This window comes from Paenarthrobacter sp. 22069, assembly GCF_052046035.1.
Classification (GTDB): Bacteria; Actinomycetota; Actinomycetes; order Actinomycetales; family Micrococcaceae; genus Arthrobacter.
In genome coordinates this window covers 1-5,195 of the sequence record NZ_JBQEQF010000054.1, presented here as the reverse complement: position 1 = coordinate 5,195, position 5,195 = coordinate 1, and the positions used below count along the sequence as shown (strand labels likewise).

Here is a 5,195-nt window from a genome sequence, read left to right as displayed (position 1 = left end):
CAGGAACAGTTGAGGAAGTGGGCAGATCTCATGGCCACCAGTGGGCAGTTCTACTGGCCGTCAGTGGGCAATTTCGTGGCCGCCTATGGGCAGTTTTTCATGGCCGCTTACAGCTCTCACTCGTCTCGCCGTCTCCAAGTGGGTGCCCTACCTCCATCAACATGAATCGTTGCATAGCCATTCTCAATCCCCTTTTGTGCGGCTCCCTAGAAGGACTCCGTCTGACAGAACGATGCTTAGCTGCAGGGCACTAATTTGCCAGTGTTCTTTCGAATACTCCGCTGCTTGGATCGACCTGCCGCGGCCTAGGCACCTTGGGTAAGGCTCATATGTCACCCTCAGCTCCACTAACGTTTGGTGCCAGTAAACGTCACGCTTTGGTACTAATGGGCGGATGGATTTTCATCGATAGTAGCTGCCGGCTCTGGCACTCTTCCCCTTAGTGTTCTTCGGTCTCTTCGTCTCCGTTCGACTCCGTCTCATCGTCGGAGGATGGCTTGGCGGCTGTCGCCAAGTAAGGCAACCCACTGACGTCGTACTTGGGCATGGCGGTGGCCATTTGCTGGGCCAGGTTGGCTGTGGGGAAGAGCCCTGCGACGTCGAGCTTGGGCATGGCGGCGGCCATTTGCTGGGCCAGGTTGGCTGTGGGGAAGAGCCCTGCGACGTCGAGCTTGGGCATGGCGGCGGCCATTTGCTGGGCCAGGTTGGCTGTGGGCAAGAGCCCTGCGACGTCGAGCTTGGGCATGGCGGCGGCCATTTGCTGGGCCAGGTTCGCGGTGCCCATAAGGCCGGCGATGTCGTACTTGGGCATGGCGGCGGCCATTTGCTGGGCCAGGTAACTTCCAGTTGCAGACGACTGCGCAGACATACTGGCGACGCTTCGACGAGCCACGTCGGCCGCCCTTCCTTTGAGTCGCTTTAGAGCCTCCGCGCACCGCTCGTCACCCATGTCTGGCAGCGAGGGCTCTCCAGGCGTAAGGAGAGTTGGCGTTTGGTCCTCTTTGCTTGCCGAGAAGAGGACTTTCACCTCCCATGCACAGGCGATGCTCTGCGTGTCGTTGCCGTCGGTCGCAAGCCCGTACAGCAGCCACCTCGCCTTGGCCGTATACCAGATGTCCCCCTCGATCTCATGGCCGACGACGTCCGTAACGCTAAGGAGTTCTGCTTCGGGCGGGGTAATCCATGAACGCCACTGCACCACACCGTCAGTGGGACCCACGCCTACGAAACCCGTCGGCGAGGTGAGAATCTCGACAGCTGTCTGAGCCAGTCGAGACTGTATCGGAAATGATCGGAGTAGGTCTCCTGCAGCAGTTTCCGCCGCCTCACCAGAGACTTCCTTGGTGAACCGGGAGACCACTTGATCGAAATCCGCAAGACGCGTGAGCCTACCCTCAAGGCCGCGGACGTCTTCATCCATCGGATAGGGATAGGCGGTGCCATCTCCGAAGTCGTTGGTATTGCTTGTAACGAAGAAGACGTGCTCTTCGGGGTTTTCATTGAGAAATTCCAGGATGGAGAACCAGATGGCCACATCCCGTGCACCCTCAGAATGGTCCTTGTTACGCTTCGCAGGCGGAAGCGACATTGCTTCGCGCGCCAAGGCCCTGCGTGCGATGTCACCACTCATTTCGATCACTTCGAAGATCTCGCGGTAAGCATCTCGCCAGTGGTTGAGGAGGCGTTCCAAATCAAGTGGTTCCAGGGAGCTCTCCAGCTCCCACGGAAGCAATTCCCGTAGCTTCTGCAAGGCGGTTACTACTGACTTATGCCTGTCGGGGTAGAAGGCCGCCTGATGAGCAGCCATCTCTTCCAAGACCATCCACGGCACGGCAATCCTATGATGCCCCGACTCCCGCAGCTTCCGGATGATGTCGGCCCGGGGACCGCTGGGCGGCAAAAGATTCACGGCATTCGTATCGAAGATGATCAAATCCAAACCTTCGTCTCACTCAAGCGCTCTGGGTCCGATGGAGACTCGCGCTGTTTGATTACCACCAGCTGATTGCGGTCGGCTTGGCCCACCATAGAACAGCCTATTTGAACTCAGGAGTATCGCTGACACGTAGCGCTTGGATGCCCGCGAGAAGGGCCGTACTGCGGAAGACGCCGCCCGACTCGTGGGCTGGAGCCGCGCAACGCTCTACCGCCACCAGCAGGCCCTCGCTGCGCGCCAGAACAGCAATCCGTAGGTGCTCCTGAAGAGAGGGTAACCGTTGACACCGTTTCCAGCCTCAGCAATTCAGCGCTTGGGTAAGGGATCGGTCCTCGCTTCGCTCGGGCTGTAGAAGCGTTTTTCTGTTTTTGCTGCTGTCCTGCGGATCGTACGTGCCCGCTCCACCGGCTCAACCGTCCTGCGGACGGCTGCGCAGCCGATGGTTTGTGTCGGCGCTTCGCTTATTTCCTCTCACAATCCATCCGCTGCTTGCCCTTTGGGTTGCGCCGGTTCCGTCGGGCACAGCTCCGCGATGCTCCGCCAGCAGGCAAAAAACGCCCGGTGGGAGAGGGGAAGCTGGCCGGTCACCAAGGCCGCCCCACCCACCGGATCCTCAGCAAAGGACGAGAAAAACCATGAATGATCGCATTGCACGCGCAGCCCTGACCCGACTGTTCGAACCGGGCGACCGGCTCGGGCAGGCCCTTGTCGGCAGGCTCGGCGCGTACGCCACGTTGAGACTCGCCACCGGCGCGCAGCCCGCACACGCCCTTCCGGACGTGACACCCGAAGAGCTGGCCGCGGCGTTAAAGCGCTGGGCTCCACGGGTCCCGGACGTTGACCCGGCGAAGGACCTGGCCACCATCGAGCGCCTGGGCGGCGGGTTCCTGATCCCCGGAGATGAACACTGGCCGGAAGGCCTGGACGATCTGCCCGACGCCCCATACGGGCTTTGGTACCGGGGCAACATCGACAACGGCATCCCGGCGCCGTCGAAGTGTGTGGCCCTGACCGGATCCCGGGACTCGACCAGCTACGGCGCCTCCGTCACGGGGGACATGGCGTACGGGTTGGCCCAACGGGGAATCTGCGTGATCTCAGGGCTTGCCTACGGGATTGACGCGCACGCGCACCGGGCCGCGTTGGCCGGGAGCCAGGGAGAGGGACCGGCAACCATCGCAGTGCTGGCCGGAGGCCTCGACCGGGACTACCCGTCCGGCAACGGTGATCTCGCGGCCGCGATCCGGAGCAACGGCCTGACGCTCTCGGAGCTCCCGCCCGGTTCCGCCCCGACCCGGTACAGGTTCCTGCAGAGGAACCGTCTCATCGCCGCCCTCGCCGGGGTGACCTGTGTCGTGGAGGCCCGCTGGCGCTCAGGTGCGCTGAACACCGCGCACCACGCGGAGACGATCGCCCGGCACGTCGCCGCCGTCCCCGGAAGCATCCACAGCGCCAACTCCGCAGGATGCCACCGCCTCCTGAAGGAAGGCGGAGCCGTGCTGGTCTCCGACGCAGCGGACCTTACAGAGCTGCTCGCCAGCTGATATGTAGATCTCGTTGTCAAGAGTGCATGGATGAGCGGCTCCTGGGTTTGGTTCCCGGGGGCCGCTCATCGTGTGCCGGCCGGTTGTGATGCTGTGGGGGGCGTGGCGAGTCTTTTTCGACTGGGGCAGTGTCAGGCTGACATTCGCGGGTTGGTTACCGCATGACGATTTGTTCGGCTGGAGCGTATCGGTGTCTAGGATCGAGCGTCGATGGTGGTTTGGACCGTCTGCTCATAGCTGAAGCCCGAGTTGGCTCCGGGTGCTGTCATCGCCCCCCGCAACTGCTCACTGTCGGCGGGCAGGTTCCGGGTCAGGCCGCTTTCATGTGTTGTCCTTCCTGGAGCGGGGCGGCCAGTGACCAGCACCAAGCGGCGAGTTCGCGGGCGATCGCCGTGTTGGCCTTCACTGACATTTTGTGGCGTTCATCGAAGTGTTCCCATTTGCGGTGCAGCCGGTGGTTTCCTTCGAGGGCCCGGATGCGGGTTGCCGGCGCGACCAGGTCAAGTTGGCGCAGCAGCCGTTCTCCGGGCCGGGCGTAGGGGCGGCGGTGCTGCCAAGCCGCTTCGATGAGGAGTTTCCGGGCATAGGTGTTGCCGGCTTTGGTGATCGGGCCCTGGTGCCGGGACTGGCCGGAGGATTCTTCGCTGGGGACCAGACCGAGATAGGAGCCGATGGATGAGCCGGTGAAGCGGGTCCAGTCACCGATTTCCACGGCCAGACCGAACGCGGTCGTGAGCTGGATGCCGCGTAAGCACATCAGCGCGTCAATCACTGTTGCGTAGCGGCACGCCGCCGCTGTGATGGTGATCTGTTTGTCGATGCGAGCCAGATGCGCTGCAAGCAGCTCGGCCTGCTCGACATCGGCGTCGTAGGTGAACTGCAGCGCCGGGTCGTGAAAGCTCTGGCGGTGCAGCCACCGACTGTGTTCTGTAGTCCACCTGCTGTCCTTGGGGTAGCGGATCCCGTGCCGGAGCAGGACGGCGTTCACGTGCTGCCGGGCATGCGCGAGGTCTTTGGCGGTGCCCGAGCGCAGCCGGGACAGGTCCCGCAACGCCTCTTCGTCCGGCTCCGGGATGCGGACTTCGGTGACCGAGCCGACCGCGAGCATCTCAGCCAAAACCCGGGCATCCCGCCTGTCGGTTTTTACCCGGTCCCCGGGAGCGCGCAGCAGCTTCGAGGACGCCGCCACCACACAGTTGATGCCCGCGGCCCGCAGGTGCCGGGCCAGTACAAACCCTGTCGGGCCTGACTCATAAACGACCTTGACGGGCGGCTCGAATCGCCGGACCCACTCCAGGATCAGGGCCGGGTCAGCGGCCATCGTGTGGAGACTGATTTCACCAGTGCCTGGGTTCAGCGCATGGCCGACGACATTGACCGCGTGAACATCCAGACCAATGAAAGTATGCTCAAACATAGCCGGGACCTCCCAAACCTCACATGTGGCACTACCATTGCACCCCCAATGAGCCTCGCAGGCCACGGGAGCCGCCAATGGCAACCCACGGACCCTGTGAAACAGAAGGCCCCGGCCCCCCATGCTCCCGCCAGAACCTGCCCTTCCGGGATAAGGGACATCACTGCCGGGAACAGGTCCTGCAGCGGCCAGATCCCTCTCAGGGCCGCCGATCACATCAAGCCGGCGCTGCAGGACCGCCCGGCGATAATGGACCGACCCCGGACGGGCAGGTTCTGTTCCTCTTCATATCGTCTAG

General features: G+C 62.8%; 3 protein-coding genes and 1 pseudogene. 2 read left to right on the top strand and 2 right to left on the bottom strand.

The genetic code is table 11. The features are described from left to right. Nucleotides 1–439 precede the first annotated feature (439 nt). Complete coding sequence (locus tag ACTJK0_RS21330) at nucleotides 440–1,933, bottom strand: PIN domain-containing protein (protein ID WP_440746540.1); 1,494 nt, start codon at nucleotides 1,931–1,933, stop codon at nucleotides 440–442. Between the two features lie 142 nt (nucleotides 1,934–2,075). Here ACTJK0_RS21330 and ACTJK0_RS21325 point away from each other — a divergent pair. Both ACTJK0_RS21325 and dprA read left to right on the top strand, forming a co-directional pair. Next, nucleotides 2,076–2,192, top strand: a pseudogene (locus tag ACTJK0_RS21325) (recombinase family protein); the annotation flags it as partial. Between the two features lie 379 nt (nucleotides 2,193–2,571). After that, a complete protein-coding gene (gene dprA / locus ACTJK0_RS21320) occupies nucleotides 2,572–3,480 on the top strand; it encodes a DNA-processing protein DprA (protein ID WP_223995533.1) in 909 nt (302 codons plus the stop codon). A 310-nt stretch (nucleotides 3,481–3,790) separates the two neighbouring features. Here the strand turns inward: dprA and ACTJK0_RS21315 are convergent, their stop codons facing one another. Beyond that, nucleotides 3,791–4,897, bottom strand: a complete 1,107-nt coding sequence (locus ACTJK0_RS21315) for an IS110 family transposase (protein WP_223992154.1) — start codon at nucleotides 4,895–4,897, stop codon at nucleotides 3,791–3,793. Between the last annotated feature and the right edge of the window lie 298 nt (nucleotides 4,898–5,195).

Excerpts from the sequence above, each read along its gene's own strand:
- dprA (WP_223995533.1), top strand. The coding sequence starts at position 2,572 with ATGAATGATCGCATTGCACGCGCAGCCCTGACCCGACTGTTCGAACCG.
- ACTJK0_RS21315 (WP_223992154.1), bottom strand. The coding sequence starts at position 4,897 with ATGTTTGAGCATACTTTCATTGGTCTGGATGTTCACGCGGTCAATGTC.